General features: G+C 59.3%; 21 protein-coding genes. 8 read left to right on the top strand and 13 right to left on the bottom strand.

What is annotated here, in order from left to right; genetic code table 11:
* From PFH44_RS14385 to PFH44_RS14375, 3 genes are all read left to right on the top strand, one after another.
* A partial coding sequence (locus PFH44_RS14385; protein ID WP_283825320.1) for a TIGR01620 family protein occupies window positions 1-679 on the top strand: 679 nt, incomplete at its 5' end.
* A 189-nt stretch (window positions 680-868) separates the two neighbouring features.
* Window positions 869-2410 (top strand): transcriptional regulator TyrR, encoded by a 1542-nt coding sequence (gene tyrR / locus PFH44_RS14380; protein WP_283825319.1) that lies wholly within the window; start codon window positions 869-871, stop codon window positions 2408-2410.
* Between the two features lie 69 nt (window positions 2411-2479).
* Window positions 2480-3550: an AbrB family transcriptional regulator gene (locus PFH44_RS14375; RefSeq protein ID WP_283825318.1), complete on the top strand. Its 1071-nt coding sequence runs from the start codon at window positions 2480-2482 to the stop codon at window positions 3548-3550.
* Window positions 3551-3607: 57 nt separating this feature from the next.
* Here PFH44_RS14375 and tpx read toward each other — a convergent pair whose 3' ends face one another.
* Window positions 3608-4114 carry a thiol peroxidase gene (gene tpx, locus PFH44_RS14370; protein WP_045855096.1) on the bottom strand — a complete coding sequence of 169 codons (507 nt, stop codon included), beginning with the start codon at window positions 4112-4114 and terminating at the stop codon, window positions 3608-3610.
* 103 nt (window positions 4115-4217) lie between these two features.
* Here tpx and ycjG point away from each other — a divergent pair, with 103 nt between their 5' ends.
* A complete protein-coding gene (gene ycjG, locus PFH44_RS14365; RefSeq protein ID WP_041145225.1) occupies window positions 4218-5183 on the top strand; it encodes an L-Ala-D/L-Glu epimerase in 966 nt (321 codons plus the stop codon).
* On the opposite strand, the gene mpaA is transcribed toward ycjG, so the two are convergent.
* A complete protein-coding gene (mpaA, locus tag PFH44_RS14360; RefSeq protein WP_283825317.1) occupies window positions 5174-5887 on the bottom strand; it encodes a murein tripeptide amidase MpaA in 714 nt (237 codons plus the stop codon). The two genes, ycjG and mpaA, sit on opposite strands and share 10 nt — an antisense overlap.
* Window positions 5888-6075: 188 nt before the next feature.
* Here mpaA and PFH44_RS14355 point away from each other — a divergent pair, with 188 nt between their 5' ends.
* The gene (locus tag PFH44_RS14355; RefSeq protein WP_283825316.1) at window positions 6076-7695 is read left to right on the top strand and encodes a peptide ABC transporter substrate-binding protein; all 1620 of its coding nucleotides are present in this window, start codon (window positions 6076-6078) and stop codon (window positions 7693-7695) included.
* A 93-nt stretch (window positions 7696-7788) separates the two neighbouring features.
* Here PFH44_RS14355 and PFH44_RS14350 read toward each other — a convergent pair whose 3' ends face one another.
* From PFH44_RS14350 to PFH44_RS14335, 5 genes are all read right to left on the bottom strand, one after another.
* A complete protein-coding gene (locus PFH44_RS14350) occupies window positions 7789-8361 on the bottom strand; it encodes a DJ-1/PfpI family protein (protein WP_045855100.1) in 573 nt (190 codons plus the stop codon).
* A gap of 587 nt (window positions 8362-8948) precedes the next feature.
* Window positions 8949-9044, bottom strand: a complete 96-nt coding sequence (locus PFH44_RS28020) for a YnaM/YnfT family protein (protein WP_353853576.1) — start codon at window positions 9042-9044, stop codon at window positions 8949-8951.
* A gap of 277 nt (window positions 9045-9321) precedes the next feature.
* A complete protein-coding gene (locus tag PFH44_RS14345) occupies window positions 9322-9441 on the bottom strand; it encodes a small membrane protein (protein WP_139339383.1) in 120 nt (39 codons plus the stop codon).
* 743 nt (window positions 9442-10184) lie between these two features.
* The gene (locus PFH44_RS14340; protein WP_041145229.1) at window positions 10185-10430 is read right to left on the bottom strand and encodes a DinI family protein; all 246 of its coding nucleotides are present in this window, start codon (window positions 10428-10430) and stop codon (window positions 10185-10187) included.
* 157 nt (window positions 10431-10587) lie between these two features.
* Entirely contained in the window at window positions 10588-10782 is a 195-nt protein-coding gene (locus PFH44_RS14335; RefSeq protein ID WP_045855101.1) for a hypothetical protein, read from the bottom strand.
* 276 nt (window positions 10783-11058) lie between these two features.
* Between PFH44_RS14335 and umuD the strand changes: the two genes are divergently transcribed.
* On the top strand, window positions 11059-11496 hold the full coding sequence (gene umuD, locus PFH44_RS14330) for a translesion error-prone DNA polymerase V autoproteolytic subunit (protein ID WP_283825315.1): 438 nt from the start codon (window positions 11059-11061) through the stop codon (window positions 11494-11496).
* Window positions 11480-12742, top strand: a complete 1263-nt coding sequence (gene umuC, locus PFH44_RS14325) for a translesion error-prone DNA polymerase V subunit UmuC (protein WP_283825314.1) — start codon at window positions 11480-11482, stop codon at window positions 12740-12742. Before umuD ends, umuC begins: the two co-directional genes overlap by 17 nt.
* Here umuC and PFH44_RS14320 read toward each other — a convergent pair.
* The 4 genes from PFH44_RS14320 to PFH44_RS14305 all read right to left on the bottom strand — a co-directional run bounded on the left by PFH44_RS14320 (window position 12715) and on the right by PFH44_RS14305 (window position 16067).
* Complete coding sequence (locus PFH44_RS14320; RefSeq protein ID WP_283825313.1) at window positions 12715-12912, bottom strand: hypothetical protein; 198 nt, start codon at window positions 12910-12912, stop codon at window positions 12715-12717. The genes umuC and PFH44_RS14320 overlap by 28 nt on opposite strands.
* A 13-nt stretch (window positions 12913-12925) precedes the next feature.
* Complete coding sequence (locus PFH44_RS14315) at window positions 12926-14008, bottom strand: oxidoreductase (RefSeq protein WP_045855105.1); 1083 nt, start codon at window positions 14006-14008, stop codon at window positions 12926-12928.
* 13 nt (window positions 14009-14021) lie between these two features.
* Entirely contained in the window at window positions 14022-14768 is a 747-nt protein-coding gene (locus PFH44_RS14310; protein WP_283825312.1) for a DeoR/GlpR family DNA-binding transcription regulator, read from the bottom strand.
* 228 nt (window positions 14769-14996) lie between these two features.
* Window positions 14997-16067, bottom strand: coding sequence for a YncE family protein (locus tag PFH44_RS14305; protein ID WP_045855473.1), 1071 nt, complete (start codon window positions 16065-16067; stop codon window positions 14997-14999).
* Window positions 16068-16500: 433 nt separating this feature from the next.
* On the opposite strand from PFH44_RS14305, the gene fhuE reads away from it, so the two are divergent.
* On the top strand, window positions 16501-18687 hold the full coding sequence (fhuE, locus tag PFH44_RS14300) for a ferric-rhodotorulic acid/ferric-coprogen receptor FhuE (protein WP_283825311.1): 2187 nt from the start codon (window positions 16501-16503) through the stop codon (window positions 18685-18687).
* A 47-nt stretch (window positions 18688-18734) separates the two neighbouring features.
* On the opposite strand, the gene PFH44_RS14295 is transcribed toward fhuE, so the two are convergent.
* Window positions 18735-20552 (bottom strand): ABC transporter ATP-binding protein, encoded by a 1818-nt coding sequence (locus PFH44_RS14295; protein ID WP_283825310.1) that lies wholly within the window; start codon window positions 20550-20552, stop codon window positions 18735-18737.
* A 3-nt stretch (window positions 20553-20555) separates the two neighbouring features.
* A partial coding sequence (locus PFH44_RS14290; protein WP_283825309.1) for an MlrC C-terminal domain-containing protein occupies window positions 20556-21484 on the bottom strand: 929 nt, incomplete at its 5' end.

Below are 21484 nucleotides of genomic sequence, written 5' to 3'. Positions count from 1 at the left end.
GCGGCTGCGCCAGCGAGCCCACGAGCGCGACGAGGCCCGCGATCTGATGCACAGCCATGCGGTAGGAAAAGGGCGGGCGTTTTGCGAAAAGCTTGCGCAGCAGGCGGGGCTCGATCAGGCGCACCCGGCTCTCCAGCGCTGGTATGCCGCGATCCACGAAACGCAAAGCGATCGTGAAGTTGTAAGCCTGTATGCACAGCTGGTTCAGCCGGTGCTGGATGCCCAGGCGCGGCGCGAAATCAGCCGCTCGGCGGCGGAATCGACGCTGATGATCGCCGTCAGCCCGCTGGCGCTGGTGGATATGGCGTTTATCGCCTGGCGTAATTTACGCCTGATTAACCGGATTGCCACGCTGTACGGCATCGAGCTGGGCTACTACAGCCGCCTGCGCCTGTTCCGCCTGGTGCTGCTGAATATCGCCTTCGCCGGCGCCAGCGAGCTGGTGCGGGAGGTCGGAATGGACTGGATGTCGCAGGATCTGGCGGCCAGGCTATCGGCCCGCGCGGCGCAGGGCATTGGCGCCGGGCTGCTCACCGCGCGGCTGGGGATCAAAGCGATGGAGCTGGGTCGTCCGCTGCCGTGGATTGCTGACGATAAGCCGCGGCTGGGGGATTTCCGCCGCGAGCTGATCGGCCAGCTGAAAGAGACGCTGCAAAAAAGCAAAGCCCGCCCGGAATAACCTTCTTAGCCGATCTGGCCGTCGCTCCCCGACGGCCAGCGGCGCATTCTCGCTTTTCTTCGCTCGCCTTTACGCCGCAGCGGCCATTTTTCCGCCATACTGTCAATATTTGTTGACAGCTATCTTCACGCCAGCAAATAACTGTCCTATTATTCATCCGTCATTGGCCTTTTTAGGGTGAAAACTCCTATGCGTCTTGAAGTCTTTTGTGAGGACCGTCTTGGTCTGACCCGTGAATTGCTCGATTTGCTGGTGCTGCGAGGGATTGACCTCCGCGGTATCGACATCGACCCTATTGGCCGGATCTATCTCAATTTTGCCGAGCTGGAGTTCGCTAACTTTAGCAGCCTGATGGCGGAAATCCGCCGTATCGCCGGCGTTACCGACGTGCGTACCGTGCCGTGGATGCCGTCTGAGCGTGAGCATCTTGCGCTGTCGGCGCTGCTGGTGGCGATGCCGGAACCGGTGCTCTCGCTGGACACCAAAGGGAAAGTCGAGCTGGCGAACCCGGCCAGCTGCCAGCTGTTTGCGCAAAGCCAGGAGCGGCTGCGCAATCACCCGGTGGCCCAGCTAATTACCGATTTTAACATCCAGCGCTGGCTGGAAAGCGGCCCGCTGGAGTCGCACAGCGAGCATGTGGTGATCGGCGGACAGAACTTTGTGCTGGAGATTACGCCGGTCTATCTCGAAGGCGAGCACGGCGAACGCGTGCTCACCGGGGCGGTGGCAATGCTGCGTTCCACCGTGCGTATGGGGCGTCAGCTGCAGACCATGACCACCCAGGATACCAGCGCGTTCAGCCAAATTCTCGCCGTCGGCCCGAAAATGCGCCACGTGGTTGAGCAGGCCCGCAAGCTGGCGATGCTCAGCGCGCCGCTGCTGATCGTCGGCGATACCGGTACCGGAAAAGACCTTCTGGCGCACGCCTGCCACCTCGCCAGCCCGCGGGCGAGCAAGCCCTACCTGGCGCTGAACTGCGGCTCTATCCCGGAGGACGCGGTGGAAAGCGAGCTGTTTGGCGATGCCATTCAGGGCAAAAAAGGCTTCTTTGAACAGGCTAACGGCGGCTCGGTGCTGCTGGATGAGATCGGCGAAATGTCGCCGCGCATGCAAACGAAGCTGCTGCGTTTCCTTAACGACGGCACCTTCCGCCGGGTGGGGGAAGATCGCGAGGTTCACGTTGACGTGCGGGTGATTTGCGCCACCCAGAAAAACCTCGTGGAGATGGTGCAGAAGGGGCTGTTCCGCGAAGATCTTTACTACCGCCTCAACGTCCTGACTCTGCATTTACCGCCGCTGCGCGACTGCCCGCAGGATATCATTCCGCTGACCGAGCTGTTCGTCGCCCGGTTTGCCGACGAGCAGGGGATCCCGCGGCCGAAGCTTTCCGCCGATCTTAGTACGGTGCTGACCCGATATAGCTGGCCTGGCAACGTTCGCCAGTTGAAGAACGCGGTTTATCGTGCGCTGACGCAGCTTGAGGGCTACGAAATGCGGTCTCAGGATATCCTGCTGCCGGATAGCGACGTCGCTTCGCTGCCGGTCGGCGAAGAGGCGATGGAAGGTTCGCTGGACGATATTACCCGTCGCTTTGAGCGTTCCGTTCTGACCCAGCTTTACCGCAGCTTCCCGAGCACCCGTAAGCTGGCGAAGCGTCTGGGGGTTTCCCATACCGCGATTGCCAATAAGCTGCGCGAGTACGGCCTCAGCCAGAAGAAGGGTGAAGAATAGCAGAGCCTCGTTGGCCGGCGGCATCGACCGTCGGCCAACGTACTGCAAACTTATTTTCCAGGAATTGAGATGGTAATGTCGCCTGGCCCGCTGCTGTCGTGGCTGAAACTCCTGACCCTCTCCGCCGCGCTGTCGTTTGTGCTGTTCTGGCTGCACCTGCCCGCGGCGCTGCTGCTTGGCCCGATGATCGCCGGCATTACCTTCAGCCTGCGCGGCGCGACAATCAGCGTACCTCGACCCTTTTTTATCGCCGCGCAGGCCATTATTGGCTGCATGATCGCCCTAACCCTCACTCCCTCAATTTTTGGTGTGCTGCTCGGCCACTGGCCGCTGGTGCTGTTTATTCTGTTCGCCACGCTGGCCTTCAGCGCGCTGGCCGGATGGCTGCTGGTGCGCTACAGCTCGCTGCCCGGGGCGACCGGAGCGTGGGGCAGCTCGCCGGGCGGCGCCTCGGCGATGGTGGTCATGGCGCAGGATTACGGCGCCGACGTGCGGCTGGTAGCCTTAATGCAGTATCTGCGGGTGCTGTTCGTCGCCGGCGCGGCGGCGCTGGTGGTGCGCTTTGCCCCTGGCGGCGAGGCGCAGGAGATGAACCAGCAGATCGTCTGGTTTCCCGCCATCAGCGGGCAGCTGCCGTTGACGCTGCTGCTGACCGCCGCCGCGGGCTGGCTGGGCCTGCGCATGCGCTTTCCTTCCGGCGTGATGCTGCTGCCGATGCTGGCGGGGGCGCTGGTGCAGGGAGAAGGCTGGCTGATGCTGGAGCTGCCGGAATGGCTGCTGGCGCTGGCTTATGCCGCCGTTGGCTGGAGCGTTGGTCTAAAATTTAATCGGGCGATTTTTCTGCTGGCGCTAAAGACCCTGCCGCAGATTCTCGCCTCCATCATCAGCCTGATTTTACTCTGCTCGCTGATGGCGTTTGGCCTGACGCAGGTGCTGCCGCTTGATTTTATGACCGCCTATCTGGCGACCAGCCCCGGCGGCCTGGATACGGTGGCGATTATTGCGGCGGGAACGCGAGCCGATATGTCGTTTATCATGGCGATGCAGACCCTGCGCCTGTTCACCATCTTATTGACCGGTCCGGCGATTGCGCGGTTTATCTCCCGCTATGCGCCGCGAAAAGAAAAAAGCCCCCGATAAACGAGGGCTTAGAGCATGCGGGCCGGGCGTGACGCGCGGTCCGGGGCAGAGGCCTGATTACGCTTTCAGCGCAGCCAGGGCCGCATCGTAGTCCGGCTCTTCGGTGATTTCATTCACCAGCTGGCTGTAAACAACCTGGTCATTCTCATCAATAACGACCACTGCGCGAGCGGCCAGGCCGGCCAGCGGGCCAGCGGAGATGGCAACGCCGTAATCAGCCAGGAACTGCGGCGCGCGCAGGGTGGACAGGGTGACGACGTTGTTCAGGCCTTCAGCGCCGCAGAAGCGGGACTGAGCGAACGGCAGATCGGCGGAGACGCACAGCACAACGGTGTTGTTCAGCTCGGATGCCAGTTGGTTAAATTTACGTACCGATGCCGCGCACACGCCGGTATCGATGCTTGGGAAAATATTCAGTACTTTACGTTTGCCGGCGAACTGGCTCAGCGCGACGTCGGAGAGATCTTTGGCGACCAGCGTAAACGGCTGCGCGGCTGCGCCTGCCTGCGGAATGGTACCCTGAACGGCAACGGGGTTGCCCTGGAAATGCACGGTTTGTGACATGTTTATCTTCCTGTTTACATATAGTTAACGTCACGGGTAGTGTATGACATCCGTTATCAGCACGGCAAATCCTATTTAACGTTTCCCCTGGAGGAACCCGGGAATGCGAAACCTGCGAGTGTACGAAGAAGCCTGGCCGCTACATACCCCGTTTGTGATTGCCCGCGGCAGCCGCAGCGAGGCGAAGGTGGTGGTGGTAGAGGTGGAGGAGAATGGCGTTAAGGGCGTCGGGGAGTGCACGCCGTACCCTCGCTATGGGGAGAGCATTGCCTCGGTGATGGCGCAAATCCTGACGATCGGCGAGCAGCTGGAAAGCGGCGCGACCCGCGAACAGCTGCAGCATCTGCTGCCGGCGGGGGCGGCGCGCAACGCCGTCGACTGCGCATTGTGGGATCTGCAGGCGCGTAGCGTGGGCAAAAGCATTCCGCAGCTGCTGGGGGTTGCGTTGCCGAACCGGGTGGTGACGGCGCAGACGGTGGTGATCGGCACCCCGGAGCAGATGGCGGCCAGCGCCGCGGCGCTGTGGGAAAAGGGCGCCCGCCTGCTGAAGGTCAAGCTTGACGACCGCCTTATCAGCGAACGGCTGATCGCCATTCGCAGCGCGGTGCCGGAGGCCACGCTGATTGTTGACGCCAATGAATCCTGGCACAGCGATGGCCTGGCGGCGCGCTGCCAGCTGCTGGCCGATATCGGGGTGGCGATGCTCGAGCAGCCGCTGCCGGCGGACGCCGATGAGGCGCTGGAGAATTTTATTCATCCTCTGCCCGTCTGCGCCGACGAGAGCTGCCACACCCGCGACAGCCTGCCGCGGCTGCGCGGGCGCTATGAGATGGTGAATATCAAGCTCGATAAAACCGGTGGTCTGACCGAAGCGCTGTTCCTCGCGCAGGAGGCGGAGCAGCAGGGCTTTGAGCGCATGCTCGGCTGCATGCTCTGCACCTCGCGGGCGATTTCAGCGGCGCTGCCGCTGGCCCCGCTGGCGCGTTTCGCCGATCTCGATGGCCCGACCTGGCTGGCGGTTGACGTGGAGCCGGCGCTGCATTTCAGCACCGGCGTTCTTCATCTTTGAGAGTGCCAGTGTAGCAGGTCGATCATCGCCGGCAGGTACGTTTCCGTGGCCTCGTCGGCGGATATCGGCGGGAATTCTGCGGTAATGCCCGGCAGGCCGATATCGGCGCACCAGCTGCCGAAAGAGCCGGGCGTTTCGTACCCGACGCTGCCGACCAGCGGCAGGGCGAACGCGTCGGCCAGCCACCGGCCGAGCTCGCTGTGGCCAGGATCCTCAATGCAGGCCAGCGGATCGTGAAACGAGACCACCCACGCCGGGTGGATCTGGTGGATCAACTGGCACAGGGCCTGGGTTTCCGGCTCCGAGCCGGGCTTCTCCCCGGTCAGCAGCACGACGTCGCGCTGCTCGGCCGCGCTGTTCCAGCGATAGACCGTTTCCCCTTCTTTCCAGTTTGCCGCGGGAAAATTACGATTGAGATCGATACCGCGCGCGTTGGCGCGCAGCCCGAGCTGGCAGCCGTCGGGGTTGACCGCCAGCACGACGTGATGGCGACGCAGTTCGGGCTTCAGGGTTCGAAGCGCGCAGGAGAGGGTGACCACCGACGAGTTTTCATCGCCGTGAGTGCCGGCAAGGATCAGGCCGCTGCGGCTATCGGCCAGCGGCGCGGGGAACCACAGCAGCGGCGCGCCAAGATGTGACTGGCCGTAGCGCTGGGTGCCGGGTGGAAAGGCGCCGCGCTGGGTACGGGGACGAGAAACGGGCATAGGGCATCCTGTTAGCAGGTTATTTTCAGCAGTGTTGTGTAAAACCGCCCCGGAATCAAATAGTTTCCCTGGACGATGAAATCAGAGTACGCGTCAATTTTCTATCATAAGCCGTTTGCAATTTCAGGTGATGAAACAAATAATCACTCTTCTGCCAGCTCTGGTTTTTTTATTTTAAAGGGGATCTTATGAAGTATCCTGTCACATTGACATGCGGCGCGCTGTGGTTAGCCAGCGTTTCATCTTTGGCCTGGGCGGCGGATGTCCCTCCGGGAACCGTCTTAGCCGAGAAACAGGTACTGGTACGGCACATTAAAGATGAGCCGGCCTCATTAGATCCCGCTAAAGCCGTGGGCCTGCCGGAAATTCAGGTGATCCGCGATCTTTTTGAAGGTTTAGTCAATCAGGACGCGAAGGGCAACCTTATTCCCGGCGTGGCGACCCACTGGCAGAGCAACGATAACCGGACCTGGACCTTTACCCTGCGCGATGACGCCCGCTGGTCGGACGGTACCCCGGTTACGGCGCAGGACTTCGTCTACAGCTGGCAGCGCCTGGTGGATCCGAAAACGACGTCACCCTTTGCCTGGTTCGCCGCGCTGGCGGGCATAACGAATGCGCAAAATATTATCGACGGTAAGGCCGCGGTCGATACGCTGGGGGTTACCGCCGTAGATGCGCGCACGCTGCGGGTGCAGCTCGATAAGCCGCTGCCGTGGTTCAGCAATCTGACGGCCAGCTTCGCGTTTTATCCGGTACAGAAAGCGAACGTCGAGAGCGGTGCTAACTGGACGCGTCCGGGCAGCCTTATCGGCAACGGCGCCTACGTGTTAAAAGACCGGGTGGTTAACGAAAAGCTGGTTGTCGTGCCTAACAGCCACTATTGGGATAATGGCAAAACGGTTATCCAGCAGGTGACCTTTATGCCGATTAACCAGGAGTCGTCGGCGACCAAGCGCTACCTGGCCGGGGATATCGATATCACCGAGTCCTTCCCGAAAAACCTGTACCAAAAATTGCTGAAAGATATTCCCGGGCAGGTGTACACCCCGCCGCAGCTGGGAACCTACTACTACGCCTTTAACACGCAGAAGGGGCCGACCGCCGACGAGCGCGTGCGCCTGGCGCTGAGCCTGACCATTGACCGCCGCCTGATGGCGGAAAAAGTGCTTGGAACCGGCGAAAAGCCGGCCTGGCACTTCACCCCGGACGTAACGGCAGGCTTTACGCCGCAGCCTTCGCAGGCGGAGAGCATGAGCCAGGCCGAGCTGAACGCGCAGGCCAAGGCGCTGCTGCAGGCGGCGGGCTATGGCCCTGGCCGTCCGCTGCAGCTGACGCTGCTGTATAACACCTCGGAAAACCACCAGAAGATTGCCATCGCGGTGGCGTCAATGTGGAAGAAAAACCTCGGCGTCGACGTCAAGCTACAGAATCAGGAGTGGAAAACGTATATCGATAGCCGAAACACCGGTAATTTCGACGTGATTCGCGCCTCGTGGGTGGGGGATTACAACGAGCCTTCCACCTTCCTGTCGCTGCTGACCTCAACCCATAGCGGTAATATCTCCCGCTTTAACGATCCGACCTACGACAAGATCTTAGCCCAGGCGGCGCAGGAGACGTCGGATAAAGCGCGCAACGACGATTACAACGCGGCGGAAAAGATTATCATGGCCAAAGCGCCTATTGCGCCAATTTATCAGTACACCAACGGACGTTTGATTAAGCCATGGCTGAAGGGCTATCCGATTACCAACCCGGAAGATGTTGCCTATAGCCGGACAATGTATATCGTCAAGCACCCGTAGTTCGTTATCTCATCGTGATTCGGTAATGGCGCTGTTCACCGCGCCATTACCGCCTGCCAGCGGCCTTCGCCCGCGTTGACGTGTCGGTTCAACCTATTGCTGCTGCAGCACTTCGGCAAATTTCGCCAGCCACTGCGGGTGCGCGGGCCAGGCGGGAGCGGTGACCAGGTTGCCGTCAACGTGCGCCTGATCGATACCGATGTCGGCATAGTGTCCGCCGCTGAGCCGAACTTCCGGCGCACAGGCCGGATAGGCGCTGCAGGTACGTCCTTTTAGCACGCCGGCCGCAGCCAGCAGCTGCGGGCCGTGGCAAACGGCGGCAATCGGCTTACCCGCGCGGTCAAACGCCTGCACCAGCTTGAGCACCTCCTCATTCAGGCGCAGATATTCAGGCGCCCGTCCGCCGGGGATCAGCAGCGCGTCGTAATCTTGTTCTTTCGCTGCGGAAAAGTCGGCGTTAAGAACAAAGCGGTGGCCGGGTTTTTCGCTATAGGTCTGGGCACCGTCAAAATCGTGGATCGCCGTCATGATGTAGTCACCTTTGGTTTTATCGGGGCACACCGCGTCAACCTGATGACCAATCATCTGCAATGCCTGAAACGGCACCATCGTTTCGTAATCTTCGGCGTAGTCGCCCACCAGCATCAGAATCTTCTTGCTCACCATCATCACTCCTGTACGCATAAAGGTGTCTAAGATATAGCCTGGTAGAAGAGGGAATGCGAACCGTCAATCTCTGTCCTGGGAGCTTCATTCCATCCGGCGATGGCTGATTTCTGACCCGTTGCTCGCGGATGCGACATTTCGTCATTTATTCGCCATACAATTGTAACGAAAACGATTGCTTACTGGTTTTATATGGTTCTTAATGTTACCCATAACATTAAGTGATAGATAAAAGGGACGTTGTGAACGTTGCTGAAACTGGTGCCACCCTGTTATGGCTTGTCGGTGTTATCGTGGTTATTTTTGCCATCGATCTTAAATTTAAGCGTAAGTATCGGCGTAAGCGGAAGAAGAAGTAGGTATGCCGGCCGTCTCCTCGGCCAGCGCGTCAGCGCCTCCGGGTGACGGCTCGGGGAGAGGTTACGGCAGCGTAAGGGAGAGCCGGACACCCGCGGCGGTAAAGCGCTGCAAAGGAGAGGGTTCTGCAAAGAAGAGGGCGGCGCTACGGAAAAACGATAATCGCTGACGTGCGGTATGTAGGATCAGCGACAGGAAGTCCGGAGATTTGACGATGGCCCGAAGAGCAATCAGAACTCGTCGGGGTTATTGGATACAGCGATTCCAACTTTTGCCAGGCTCAATACGAACAGACTAAGCACGGCAAGCGTTGTTACAACAATCATAAGTGTGGTCACAGCAGTCTCGATAGTTTTATACAGACGGTAATCAGACTGCGTATCTGAGCAATAGTTCCGCAAATAAACAGAACCCGTTCGGGATGCGATGGCCTGACGTGATGCAACAATAATATTTCTCGTTTCCCGAAACCTGGCCTCAGTATAATAATTCAGGCTATTTAAGCTATTTCAAATAGATACCGTGAAGAGTGGTCCCTGTGCTCGCCCGGCTGCGTAGGTTAAAGGGACTCAACGCCTGTTCGTCCCCCTAACGTTGTTACCGCTAGCGTCTTTTCTTGAAGGTAAACTTTTGTTTCTTGCGATCTCTTATATACGAAATAAGAGAAAAAACGGCGACCAGGAGCAGTGCGACCGCCAGTGCTAAAAAGAGTAAATTCGCCATACGCATTTATTCCCCGAGAAATTTATGGATATTCTTGCTTTTATGCGAAGAAATTTACTCTCGCCGTAAGAAAAATCCTAATGAAATATTTTACATGGTTATCAAAAAAGATTTTTTAATGATGCCCGTGAATGGGTTTTGGATTTTTATATCGATGTATCCGCAGCTATGTAGCATAATGTTTCAATTAATTGCCGCTATTTTGCTTAAAGATGCTGGGGAGAGTTTGGGCCGTTCGGGCCAAAAGGGAGCATTATCCGCGTCGTTTTAATGGACTAACTGGCTGAAAAAATTTAGAAACATTGGCTCGCCGACGAATGAAAAGCGTAGCGGAGGTAAAAGGGCTGCCGGGCGGTAACGCCTGGGCTACCTGCCGGCCGTTGCCTGAATCTTTTGCGGCAAACCTGCCTGTAAAAAATGGTTATGGGCACGACGGGAGTCATTCCTCAGCCGCCATGGTCAGGATAATCTGCAGTGGGTTTCATTTTATTCAGATTGTGAATATAAAATTACTTAATATTCACGGAGTCAGTTTGTAGCTGGTGTTGATGACGCAGTTTGTTTCCCTGGCCGCGGATAAATTTAAGTCTGATGAACAGGATAGCGTATTTAAACGGCCGGCGGTGAGCGCCGGTGCCCGGGGAAAGTGTTTGCAGGACAAATTGATATCCAGGGAACCGTATTGGGTAATGCTAACGCCGGCCCCTGAAAAAACGCTGTTGATATCAACGCGGCGGCCCGGCTTATTCGTCTGCGGTCATCCACATATCCGCTTCTTCAAACATCTCCTGAACGGCGCGGCTGATCTGCTCCTTTTCATGCTTGCTGGCATCCGTATTGATTGCGGGCAGCGTCATCATCGGCTTAACGCGAACGTCGGCCTCAGGAAAAATGCGGTGAATACGTTTGGTGAGTTCAGCCATAATGGTCTCTCTGGCCCCGGCTAACCCTTCAAAATTTCTTTTGTCATAAACCAGTTCTACAAACATGCTTTGGCTCCTGTAACGGTAGGCAGTAGTTATACTGTTTTTTTGTACAGTGTCAAGGCGAGAGGAAGAACCGCGCGCGTTTTCCGCCTCGCCAGCCGGCCAGCACAGGGCATGTACGTAATAAGCGGTGGTCGGTTATTCAGCGACTGAACAACCGTTAGTCGACGTTGTTAAAATAGTCTCGCGCAACCGCCTCGACGCTCTTCGCGTCAATGCCCGTTTTTTCAGTAATCAGCTCGATGAACTGCCTGAACTTGTCGGTCATTACGTTGCCGCCATCCCAGTGGGCAACGTAGAAACGGCACTGATAGCGATAAAAGTGGAGGGTGGTATCTCCTAACGTGTAGTACATAAGAATCTCCCGTTCAGTATGTCGGACGAATCGCCATAGTTTGGGGTTATGGTGCCTCACCATAACGCGCTGATTGCAGCATCTATCCTGCTACGAATCGCGTGAGATTGCCAGAGACGCGTTATTTTTAACGCCGCCGGGCGCGGCGAGGCGCAGTATCTGTCTAAATACTGCCGAACTTCAAGGCCTTCGTAATAACGGAGCATTAGCGGCTTGATTAACCCGGATGATTTATTAATACTGTATATAAATACAGTAATTATACCAGGTGAGTTTATGTTGACGTTCTACAAGCCGGTTGAGCCGTCGCCACAGTTTTTGGTGCCGCTGTTTCGCGATCTTGTTCCCTGCGGATTTCCCAGCCCGGCCCAGGACTATGTCGAAGATACCCTTGATTTGAATAAGCTGGCCATCAGGCACCCAAACGCGACCTACTTTGTCAGGGTGAGCGGTGATTCAATGACGGGGGCCGGGATTGATGATGGCGACCTGCTGGTGGTTGACCGCTCGCTGACCGCGGAGCATGGCGATATTGTGATTGCTGCCGTAGCCGGCGAGTTTACCGTCAAGGAGCTGCAAACCCGTCCTGTCCTTCAGCTTATACCGCGTAACCTCAGCTATTCCCCCGTTGTCTGCCAGCCGGGAGAGGAGCTGCAAATATTCGGCGTGGTCACCTTCAGCTTAAAATCACACCGACATGTTCGCGCTTGTTGATGTCAACAGCTTCTACGCCTCCTGCGAAACCGTTTTCCGGCCAGACCTGCAGGGAAAAGCGGTGGTGGTGGTGTCAAATAACGATGGCTGTATTATTTCACGCTCGGCGCAGGCAAAGGCGCTGGGTATCCCCATGGCGGCCCCTTATTTCAAAATTAAAGACGATCTGCAGCGTTTGCAGGTGGCCGTTTTTAGCTCGAACTACGCGCTCTATGCCGATCTCAGCCACCGGGTGATGATGACGCTAACGGAGATGGCGCCGGCGATTGAAATCTACTCCATCGATGAGGCCTTCGTTAATTTAGCCGGTATTTCCAGCTATATGCCGCTTGAGACCTTCGGCCAGCAAATGCGCGCTCGGGTCCTGAAGCATACCGGACTCACGGTTGGGGTTGGCATCGCGCCGACTAAAACGCTCGCCAAGCTGGCGAATTTCGCGGCTAAAACGTGGCGCAAAACCGGCGGCGTGGTTGAATTATCGAATCGCGATCGCCAGCGTAAGCTGCTCGCTCTGGTGCCGGTGCATGAAGTTTGGGGCGTGGGCCGTCGGATCGCAAAAAAGCTGGAGCTGATGGGTATCGAAAACGCGCTGCAGCTTGCCGACAGTTCTACCTGGGTGATGCGTAAGCACTTTAACGTCGTGCTGGAGCGTACGGTGCGTGAGCTGCGGGGGGAATCCTGCCTGCAGACGGATGAGTTTGCGCCGACCAAACAGCAGATTATCTGCAGCCGTTCGTTTGGCCACCGTATTACCCAATATAACGATATGCATCAGGCGGTTTGCGCCTATGCTGAACGCGCGGCGGAAAAGCTCAGGGTAGAGAAGCAGTACTGCCGCGCGGTTAGCGTCTTTATGCGGACCAGCCCGCACGCCGAGAATGAAGCCTTCTACGCTCCCCAGGCCAGCGGGCGGCTGGCAACGCCCTCCGACGATACCCGGGACATTATTCGCGTCGCTATTCACGCCCTGGACAGAGTGTGGAAGGACGGCTTTCGCTATATGAAAGCCGGCATCATGCTGGGTGATTTCTTCAGTCAGGGCGTGGCGCAGCTCAACCTGTTTGATGAGTATCAGCCGCAGGCGAACAGCGCCGCGCTGATGCAGGTGGTGGATAGCCTGAATCGCTCGGGGCGCGGCAGCGTGTGGTTTGCCGGGCAGGGCATGCAAAAAAGCTGGGCGATGAAGCGTGAGATGCTATCGCCCGGCTATACGACCCGCTACGCCGATTTGCCGGTCGTCAAATAGGCCGTCGGGGCATCCACGGCGCGACCAACGAGCTGCTGCTGCAGGCCGCGCTGGATCGCAATATCGCGCTGGCGACGGCGCATTATTTGAAAACGATGGCGATCGTGCTGGAAAACGAAGCCCTGGGCTGAAGCCGGGGGAAGGGCATGACCTGCGTAGCCGCAGGCCATGTTTATACGAGGATTATTTCAGCGCGGCCAGCTCGTCGGCGGTGAGCGCTAACGTCTGCAGCGTGCCGGTTTCTGCGGAGAGAACGGCGGCTTCCAGCACCGCCATAACGGCGAGCGCCTGCAGCGGCTGCACCGGGTTTTCAATCTTGCCGGTGAGCGCATCGCGCACGCTGATGTAGTACTGACGCTGATCGCCCTGCGGCGCACCCACTTCCTGAACCTGTGATTGCGCGTCAAAAATACTCAGGCTATCGTCATCCTGGCCCCAGCCTGCGCTGCCGGGAATGACGCCCGCCAGCAGCTGGCTCTCCTGCTGGTCGGCTTTCTGTTTGACCGCGCTGCCCTGGTCACCGTGAACGGTAAAGCGCGCGCTGCCGCCGGCGACCAGCATGCTGCAGTGCAGAATGACCTTATGCTGAGGGTAATTTAAGACCACGTGCGCCCAGTCATTGATCTCCGCGCCCTGGCGCAGGGTGGCGATATTGCCCTGCACCGACTGCGGCAGGCCGAACAGCTGCAGGGCCTGATCGATCAGGTGCGGGCCTAAATCAAACCACAGGCCGCTGCCCGGCACGTTCTGCTCTCTCCAGCGCACGCGAACTTCCGGGCGGAAGCGGTCGAAATGCGACTCAAAGTGCTTCACGTTGCCGATAAGCCCCTGCTCAATAACCTGCTTGATCCCGAGGAAGTCGCTGTCCCAGCGGCGGTTGTGGAACACCGAGAGCAGCAGCTGCTTCTCCTGCGCCAGGGCGATAAGTTCGCGAGCTTCCTGCATATCGAGGGTAAAAGGTTTATCAACGACCACGTGCTTGCCGGCGTTTAGCGCCAGTTTGGCGAGCGGGGCGTGCGTGGCGTTAGGGGAGGCGATCACCACGAGATCGATATCCGGGTGCTGAATCGCCTCTTCGGGTGAGGCGATAACGGTGACGTCGGGGATGTCGCGCTTAACCTTTTCTTCATCGCGAGAAGCGACGACGGCCAGCTTCAGGCCGTCAATCGAGCGGATCAGCGGCGCATGGAAGGTTTTGCCCACGAATCCATAACCGATCAGCGCAATATTAATGTTCTTACCGTCACCGGCGATAACTTTGTTCATTATTCTCTCCACGTTATTGAGCGTCAGCAATGTTGATGCGCGTTGAAATGTCGTCCCCGGCGTCTTCCCAGGCCGTATCTAAAAATAGCTGATGAATTTCTGCTAATCCGGCGACCCGATAAGGCTCGCAGTGGTTCAGCTTCATATGGTCGGCAACCAGCCAGCACTCGGCGCTGGCCGCCAGCATGGCGCGCTTGATCTCGGCGTCGGCCTCCTGGCTGGCGCTTAAGCCCAGCTGCGCATGCAGCGCGCAGGCGCCGAGAATGGCGATATCAGCCCGATAGCGCGCGAGCAGCGCGAGGGTGGCGCTGCCGGCAAACAGGCGCTGCTGCATATCCCATCTGCCGCCGAGCAGGATCAGCTGAATATCCGCCCGGTCGCTGAAGTGCTGGGCGATGTCTAAAGAGGTGGTGATGACGGTCATTGGCCCCTTGATGTGGCTGGCGACGGCCAGCACGGTGCTGCCGGCATCTAAAAAGATCGTCGAGCCGGCGGGAATTTTCTCCGCCACCATTTTGCCCAGCCGCTGCTTGGTCTTCGGCAGCAGGGCGTTTCTGCCCTGGCGGTTCATCGCCGACAGGTCGAGGGCGATAGCGCCGCCGTGATTCTTTTGCGCCAGCCCCTGCTTTTCCAGGTCGGTCAGGTCGCGGCGAACGGTGTCCGCGGAAACCTGCAGCCTGTCGACCAGCTCGCTGATGCTGACCTGGCCATTTTCGCTAATGATATCCAGAAGGTATTTTTGTCTGGCGGTTTTGTGCACGGTCTTCAATCCTGCAAATTGCTGCAATAAATCGCATAATACAGCATTTTGCGGCAAAAGAAATCCCGCGTCGGCTAAAGCGATGAAGCGTGAAGAGGGGAAGCGTGAAGGGGGAAGGCGCCGCCATCCCTGGCGGCCGGTTTTGTTTTTCGGGCTTCGGGGCGCTGATTGCGGCGGAGGCCCGGCGTTTCTTTACCTGGCCCGGGTCGCGCGCGGCGCGGCGAAAACTCAGTTGAGCTTAATGCGGGCGACGCTGTCCGGGCCCTTAGTGGAGTTATCCTCGTTGAAGTCCTGCTTGATGCTGACGTACAGGGTCTCCTGGTCAGGGGAGAGCAGCAGGCTGTTCGGATGGCTGGCGAACGACCAGGCGTTTTTCAGCGCATAGGTGGTGGCATCCAGCTGGAGCACCTTCTTCGATTCGCGCTGGCTGATATAAATCTCGTTGCGCTTCGCGCTGAACTTAATACCCAGCGCATCGCCGTCGATACGCTTAATCACCTTACCCGTACGCTCATCAAAGACCAGCGTCGCTTTGGCCTTAGAATCATCGGTGACAAACAGGCGGCCGGTGGCCGGATCTTCCGCCAGATTGAGGAACAGGTACTCTTTGCCGTCGCCCGGCGTCCAGCGCTGCTCAATTTTGTGGCTGGCCGGGTTAATCACCAGAATTTCACCGCCGCCGTTTGCCGCATAAATGCGATCGGTGTGCGGGGAGTAGATAAGCCCCGTCACCCACTTCCCGGCGTTATCAATGCGCCCTTTGAGGGTCATGGTTTGCGCATCCACGATGGAGATAAAACCCGGATCGGCCACGCGGCCAATAAACAGCTGGTTATTGTGGAACAGCACTTCACGGGCGCCGATAGGGTCGCCGTCCTTATCCTGACCGACGAACATCAGGCGCTGTAGCACCTTACCGCTTTGCGCATCCACTTTGGATACCCCGCCGTCCAGCGAGTTGGTGGTGTAGAACGCCTTGCCGTCATCCGCAACCGCCATGCCGAAGTTCTTCAAATCGGTATGGGTTTCCGTCCGGGTCGCCAGCGTGGTGGGATCCAGACGGTAGATCATGCCGCCGTTAACCGCTTTAAATCCCTGGGCGCTGGCGACAACGAGCGCGCTCTGCGCCGGTAAATAGGCCATCTCGTACAAACCATCCCCCAGCGTCCGCTGGGTTAGTGACGCCGGCGCTTTGGCGGGCGGCGTGGCCTCGGCCGAAGCCTGCCATGCCGTCAGGGTTAACGCGGAGAGAAGCGCAGCGCACAGCGCTGATTTACGCGGGCCAAACAACGATTTCATTCTGAACCCCATCATTGGATAAAGCACTCCCGCCGGGGCAAACCGCGGCGGAAACGTAAAAACAAGAATGAGAATCATAATCATTTATGCTGCGGGCGCAAATCATCCCGGGTACCGGCGCCGCGCTGAGCGCCTGAACCGGCGTGAGGATCGCCGACGAAGCGGCTATTTCTACGCGCGTTCTGGGGCAGCCCGGCGGCAGAACCGCCCCGCGCTAGCGCCAGGTTGTTGATTTACAAAACGTATACATTTTCTTACATTTAACTGACAAAATAGCCTGCGATAAATAAGGCAAATAATTACTATTCCCATTCTCATTTGTTGTTTTCTCGCGCCGTATGCCGTCATCAACCTGCTGGCAAAGCGCAGTTTCTCAGCGCGGCGGCGGGCGAGATAACGCCACTCACAATAATAATTCTTGATGGGAAAATTTATGTTTTTCAACGACAGGGGCACGGGCGGTAGACCGCCGGCACAAAGTTTATCTAAACCATTTACCGTTTCACTGCTGGCGCTGGCGATCCAGGCCTTTGCCCACCCCGCGCAGGCGGCGGAGAAGGATGAAGGCGCGGCGGCCGGAACGCAGCAGGATATGGTGGTCTACGGCAGTGCGGGAAGCGCGTCCGAAGAGCAGCAGGACTACGCGGCCAAAACCACCCGTGCGGGGACGAAGATGCTGCTGGCGCCCCGCGATGTGCCGCAGTCGGTCACCATTGTGACCCAGCAGCGGATGAAGGATCAAAATCTACAGACCATCGACGATGTGCTGACCAACGCGACCGGCGTCTCCTCGCAGCAGATCGACAGCGAGCGTTCGTATTACTATTCGCGCGGGTTTGAAGTCACCAGCTTCGCTTACGACGATATTCCCACCTCGCTAGGGGATGCCTGGAACTACGGCGATGCGCAGGAAGATACCGCTATTTACGATCGCATCGAAATCGTTCGCGGCGCGACCGGCCTGATGACCGGCGCGGGCGACCCCGGCGCCACGGTGAATATGGTGCGTAAAAAGGCGGACAGCAAAACCCTGACCGGGAACGTGAGCGCCAGCTACGGCAGCTGGAATAAGCAGCGCTACGTGGGCGACCTGTCGGCTCCGCTCAATGCCGACGGCAGCGTGCGCGGGCGGGTGATTGCCGGCTATCAGGATCAGGATAGCTGGCTGGACCGCTACCATAAGAGCAAAAAGTTTCTCTACGGCGTCGTGGATGCCGACCTGACGGATAGCACCCACCTGTCGCTGGGCTGGGACTATCAGAAGTCGAATACCGGCAATCCGACGTGGGGCGGGCTCCCCAGCCTGTATAGCGACGGTTCGCGGACCCACTACGACCGCAGCACCAACACCGCGGCGGACTGGACGCGCTACGCGATTGAATCCCGCAAGGTATTTGCCAGCCTGACGCAGGAGTGGGATAACGGCTGGTCATTCCGCTTCAACGGCACCCACGGCGAACAGACGCTGAACGACACGCTGCTGTATGTGATGGGGAATCCCGATGCCGATACCGGCGAGGGGGCCAGCGGCTGGGGAAGCAAGGATCGCGGCAAGCGAACCCTCGACTCCTTCGACGCCTACGCCAGCGGGCCGTTTGAGCTGCTGGGTCGCCAGCATCAGCTGATGGCCGGCGCGAACTATAGCCGCCAGCATAACGCCAGCTTTAGCCAGGACGGGCCGATGGATAGCGAGCAGATCGGGGTCTTTAATAACCACTGGAACGGCAGCGTGGCGCAGCCGGAGTGGGGCGACTGGTATCTGAATGCGGATGATATCGTGCGGCAGAAATCGGCCTATACCGCCGCCCGGTTCTCGCTCGCCGACCCGCTATCGCTGATCCTCGGCGCGCGCTACACCCAGTACAGCGCCAACGGCAGCAGCGGCGATATGCGTAAATACAACGTCACGCCGTACGGCGGCGTGGTGTACGACATCACCGAGAGCCTGTCGGCATACGCCAGCTATACCTCAATCTTCTCCCCGCAGACCAAGCGCTCGGCGGACGGCGGATGGCTGGCGCCGATAACCGGGAAGAACTACGAATCCGGGCTGAAGGCCGACTGGCTGGATAGCCGGCTGACCACCAGCTTCGCCATCTTCCGCATTGAGCAGGAGAATGCACCCGAGGCGGTAAGCGGCGAGTTTGTTAACGGCTCCAGCGAGCAGGCCTATCGCGCGGCAAAGGGCGCGGTCAGCAAAGGGGCGGAGCTGGAGGTTAACGGCGCGGTCAGCGACCATATGCAGCTGACGTTCAGCGCCACGCGCTACGTCGCCACCGACAGCAGCGGCCGCTATAACAGCTTTGCGCCGCAAACCCAGCTCAAGCTCTTCACGCGCTATCGTATCCCGGCGCTGCCCGAGCTGACCGTCGGCGGCGGGGCAACCTGGCAGAATCGGGTCTACAAAGACGTCAGCGGGCCGGACGGCGAAACGCAGCGCCTGTATCAGGGCAGCTACCCGCTGGTGAGCCTGTTCACGCAGTATCAGCTAACGAAACAGCTTAGCGTGCAGGCCAATATCAACAACCTCTTCGATCGTGAATATTACTCCTACCTCGATGATTCCGCGGTGTACGGGGAGCCGCGCAGCGTTTCGCTGAGCATGAACTACAGGTTCTGATTACCGCCCCTGCAGGCGCCTCGCAAGAGGGCCTGCGGGCAGGGAGGCTAGCGCATCACCCAGTGCTGGGGGCCAACCTGTTCATAGGTGCGGGCGGGGGGCTGCCAGGCCTTATCGCGAAACGGCGTCGGCAGCTCGTCGTTACTGCCTTCGCGCAGCAGATGGCGGCGCGCGGGATCGGTCTTCGGAATTGCCGCGATCAGCTTTTGCGTATACGGGTGCTGAGGGTGGGTGAAAATCGCCTGACGCGGACCAATTTCAACGATTTCGCCGAGATACATCACCGCCACCCGGTGGCTGATGCGCTCGATAACCGCCATGTCGTGCGAGATAAACAGAAAGGCGATCTGCATGGTGCGCTGCAGTTCGATGATTAAGTTGACCACCTGCGCCTTCACCGACACGTCCAGCGCCGATACCGACTCATCGGCAATAATCACCTTCGGGTTCATCGCCAGCGCCCGGGCGATGCAGATACGCTGACGCTGGCCGCCGGAGAACTCGTGCGGATAGCGGTTCAGCACCGACACGCTCATCCCGACCTTTTCAATCAGCTCCTGCGAGCGCGCCAGCGCCTGCTGGCGCGTGGCCAGCCCGTTTTCCAGCAGCGGCTCAATCAGCGTTTCCTGGATCTTCAGCCGCGGGTTGAGGCTGGCAAAGGGATCCTGGAAAATCATCTGCATATCCTGACGCAGGCGCTTTTGCTGCGCCCGATCGGCCTGCAGGACGCTGTAGCCATTGAGCGTCACGTCGCCGGACTGCGCCTGAATCATGCGGATCAGGCTGCGCCCGGTGGTCGATTTTCCGCAGCCCGATTCGCCCACCAGCGAGAGCGTCTCTCCCGGCCACAAATCGAAGCTGACGTTCTCCACGGCGTGAATATGGCCGGCCAGCTGATTGAAAAAACCGCGCTTAACCGGGAAGCGGGTCACCAGATTCTTTACCGACAGCAGCGGCGGCTGCGAGCGGTCGGGTAGCGCGGCCTCGGGCGGATAGCGCCGGGTTTCGCCGGTTTGTAAATCCACCGACGGGAACCGGCACGGGGCGCTAACGGCCGTCATTTCACCGGCCGCCGGCACCGAGGCCAGCAGCGCGCGGGTGTAGGGCTGCCGGGGGGCGGAAAATAGCCCCGGGGTTGGCGCGCACTCCACCGTATCGCCGCGGAACATCACCAGCGTATGATCCGCGGTTTCCGCCACCACGCCCATGTCGTGGGTAATAAACAGCACCGCGGTGTTATTTTCCGCCTGCAGCGTTTTAATCAGATCGAGGATCTGCCCCTGAATCGTCACGTCGAGGGCGGTGGTCGGCTCGTCGGCAATCAGCAGCTTAGGCCTGAGGGCCAGCGCCATCGCAATCATGGCGCGCTGGCGCATGCCGCCGGAAAACTGATGCGGATACTCGTCGTAGCGCTGCGCGGCGTGGGGAATGCGGACCTTCTCCAGCAGGGCAATGGCCTGGCGCTTCGCCTCGCGTTTGGATAATCCCTGGTGATGAATAAAGACTTCGGCGATTTGCTGCCCGATGGTAAAGGCGGGATTGAGGCTGGTCATCGGCTCCTGGAAAATCATCGCCACCTCGGCGCCGCGGATGCGGCGCATCTCCTCCTCCGGCAGCGCCAGCAGCGACCTGCCGCCGAGGCTCACGCTGCCCTCCGTGAGGCTGTTGCGCGATGACAGCAGGCGCATAATCGCCATCGCGGTGACGCTTTTCCCCGAACCCGATTCGCCGACAATGGCCAGCGTTTCGCCCGGATTAAGGGTAAAGCTGATATTACGCACCACTTTCTGCCAGCTGTCGCCGCGGCGAAACGAGACCGACAGATTATCTACACTCAGCACCGGAGAAGGCGTCGGGGTATTCATCAATCAGCACTCCCCGGAAAAAGGGGCTCTGGCGGAAACGAACGCCTGCGGCGTGAACTCAAGCGTGCCGGTGAACGGCCAGGTCGGGGTGAGCATCCGCCGGCGCGGCACGCGCTCGATATCCTGATCGACTACCCCTTCGGAAAGGGCCATCAGGTTGGGGTTGGCCAGCGGCGCCAGCTCCGGCGACAGATAGCCCGATTTGACCACCAGAATCTGCACCCGGCGAGGGTCTAAGCCTAGCGCGCTAAAATCGGCGAGATCGTGATAGGGGCGACGACGGTCGGCGACCACCACGGTGATGCCGGCCACCTGCAAAACGGCCTGGTTAGCGCTACCGTGCGCGCCCGCGGGCAGAAGATGCTTCACGGTAAAGAGTGCGCTGACGCTTTCGCCAGCCGGGTCGAGCTGCGCGCCAACGGTCAGCTCAAGCTCTGCACCAACGCCGGCGCGAAACGCGGCCTGGGTCGCCGGGGCATCGGCAATGCCTGCGACCAGGGTATTGCCGGCATTCTGGCGCAGAAGCTCGGCCAGCACGTCGCCGCGATCGCCCACGCCGCCGCCGGTGGGGTTATCGCCGGAGTCCGCCAGAATAACCGGCGCCGTCGGGCTGGCGATGGCCTCCTTCACGCACTCCGCCACGCTGCCGGTACGGCAGCCGAAGACAAACTCTTCGCGCGCGTCCCAGTAGGACTGCGCCAGCTTCTCCGCCTGCTGTTTCAACACCTTCAGGTCGGTGCCGGTAAAAATGGCGGCGGCGGTGGCGCGCGGTTCATCGGCCCAGACGTAGCCTACCATCAGCGAGCTATCGAGCACGCCGGGGAGGCGATCGCTTGCCGGCAGGGTGGCGTAGAGGCTTTTCGCCGGCTCATCTTCGGTACTGGTGCGCTCGCCGGGGAGCATCACCGGCACCGGCGCCCAGACCAACCCGG

Source organism: Klebsiella sp. Ech2A (genome assembly GCF_030078455.1).
Lineage (GTDB): Bacteria > Pseudomonadota > Gammaproteobacteria > Enterobacterales > Enterobacteriaceae > Klebsiella > Klebsiella terrigena.
This window is presented reverse-complemented; position numbering and strand designations above follow the sequence as displayed.